At 41.0% G+C, this 2,223-nt stretch carries 2 protein-coding genes; one reads left to right on the top strand and one right to left on the bottom strand.

Annotated features, from left to right (window positions below; all coding sequences use genetic code 11):
- Positions 1-1,367 (bottom strand): peptidoglycan-binding domain-containing protein (locus ACTRXG_RS16790; RefSeq protein ID WP_474286059.1); only part of this gene is annotated, 1,367 nt, incomplete at its 3' end.
- A gap of 350 nt (positions 1,368-1,717) precedes the next feature.
- Here ACTRXG_RS16790 and ACTRXG_RS16785 point away from each other — a divergent pair.
- Positions 1,718-2,223 (top strand): peptidoglycan-binding domain-containing protein (locus tag ACTRXG_RS16785; RefSeq protein WP_474286057.1); only part of this gene is annotated, 506 nt, incomplete at its 3' end.

Here is a 2,223-nt window from a genome sequence, read left to right as displayed (position 1 = left end):
GAGCCGAAGTTTTCGTTCGGCTCCGCGATGTCGAGGTAGCCGAGCGTGTAGAGCTTCTCTTTCATCGCTTGGGCTTCAGGGCTGCGCACACCGTTCTTCAGGGCGCTGCTGTCACTGTCCCCGCTGCTGTCGTCGTTCGACGGCGGGTTCTGCATCACCTCGCTGAGTTTGGCGAGCGTGTTTGGTCCCGCGACCCCATCCACGGTCAGCCCGTGGTCGCGCTGGAATTCTTTTACGGCAGTTTCTGTTTGTGGACCGAATTTTCCATTCGGATTGGCGATGTCGAGGTACCCAAGATCGTAAAGGTTTTCTTTCATCGCCTGCGCTGCCGGACTTGTAACACCGTCTTTCAGGATTGTGCTGCTGGAAACGGCAGTGCTTACAGTAGTAGAGGAAGAGAAACTACGGGCGGCCATTACGTAGGTTCTGGCTTTTTGCTGTGTTGCTTCTGTTTGTTCGATTGGTGCTTCATTTTCTACTGTCTTTTTATCGATGGTACTCTCGGCTTCCGCCATTTCTTCGTCAGCGCCAGTTTCTATTTCTTTTGACTCTTCTGTATTTTTATTGTGATCTGCTTCTTCTTGTGCTGAATCTTGGCTGTCGCTGACTAAGGATTGATCTGTTTCATTATTTTCGCCATTCTCAAGGTCTTCTTTTGTTTCTGCACTTTGTTTTTCCTCATCCGCTAATTCTTCTGCAGATAATGAATTATTTTCCCGGGCTATTTCTTCGTTTTCTGAGTTCTTAGGTCCGCTTTCTTCCTGTTTATTTTTAGTGTCAACGGTTTCCTCTAAAACCTGGTCATCAGTTTCCGCTTCATATGCTTCTTCTTCTGTGTGTAATTCAATGATGCTATCTTTATCGTTTTCCTGGTCAGAGGAAGCGTCTGCACTGATTTCTTCTTTACTATTATCAATTTCATTATTTTCTTCGTCGACTTCTTTTTCTGAATTAGATGTAGTAGTAAGGGGTTCTTCTAAAGAGGCGTCTTTTTCATTTTGATTTTCAGGTTCTGTATCACCTAAAGTTTCACTATTTTCTATGATTTTCATATCTTCCAGAATATTTTCAAGCAGTTCCTGATCAACTTCGCCGGTTACTTCAAAACTATTTCGCTCTTGATAATCAGAGATATGAATATATGTATCGCTGTCAAACAGAGTATCTGCCTCCTGGAGAGGATAACCTAAAACGATTAAAGCTTCTTCGAGTTTTTTCACCTCGGCAGCTTCAGTGCCTTCTGTTATGTATAAATCGTTATCATCGGTTTTCTCGTTAGCATGGGCAGTATCAGCAGCGGTAAAAGCACCTAAAGAAACAGAAACAATAAAAGAGCTGAAAAAAATAATTTTTTTGGATGAAAACATATTCGACCTCCTAATTAAATAGAGCATAGATAATACCAGCGTGACTAAGACAAATTTCACAGATAAACTTAATTATAAAGTTTTGATAGGTTATTGAAATATAATATAAAAACAATAATTAATTCTTTAGAACTAATTATAACAATCGATGAAAAGAAATTATTACATTCAGACAAATTTAATAAATAACGATAAAAACAGACTATTTTCGGCGTTTTAGAAGAGATGGGTAAATAATATCGACAAATCTTTTGTATAATAATTACCTATTGATTGGTTCTTACGTCCTAACTAGAATGAAATTATGCACTAAATTCAATTTATATAAAAGGAGTGAAGAAATAATTAGCATGTTTAAAAATTTAATATTCGCGTTAGCTGGTCTTTTACTTGTCTTTTCGTTTGTATTGTCTAGCCCTTCTTCGGTCAATGCAGCTTCCAATATCGCAAAATACGGTGACAATAGTGCTCAAGTTCAAGAGCTGAAGGAAGACCTTTACGAAATAGGTTATTTAGACATTTCGGAGCCGAATCAATATTTCGGTCCCAAAACGGAGGAAGCAGTAAAAGAATTTCAACGAGACCATTCATTGACTGTGGATGGAGTGGCGGGACCAAATACTTTTTCGAAACTAGCTGAAGTTATACATAACAATTCACCTTCAAGTAGTAGAGATGACGACAGCAGCGATGACAGTGACAGCAGCGTCCTCAAAGACGGCGTGCGGAGTCCTGAAGCCCAAGCGATGAAAGAGAAGCTGTATACGCTCGGCTACCTCGACATCGCCGAGCCGAACGAAAACTTCGGCTCCCAGACCGAAGCCGCCGTGAAGGAATTCCAGCGCGACCACGGGCT

Source organism: Marinococcus sp. LNSP9103-4 (assembly GCF_056034345.1).
This window is presented reverse-complemented; position numbering and strand designations above follow the sequence as displayed.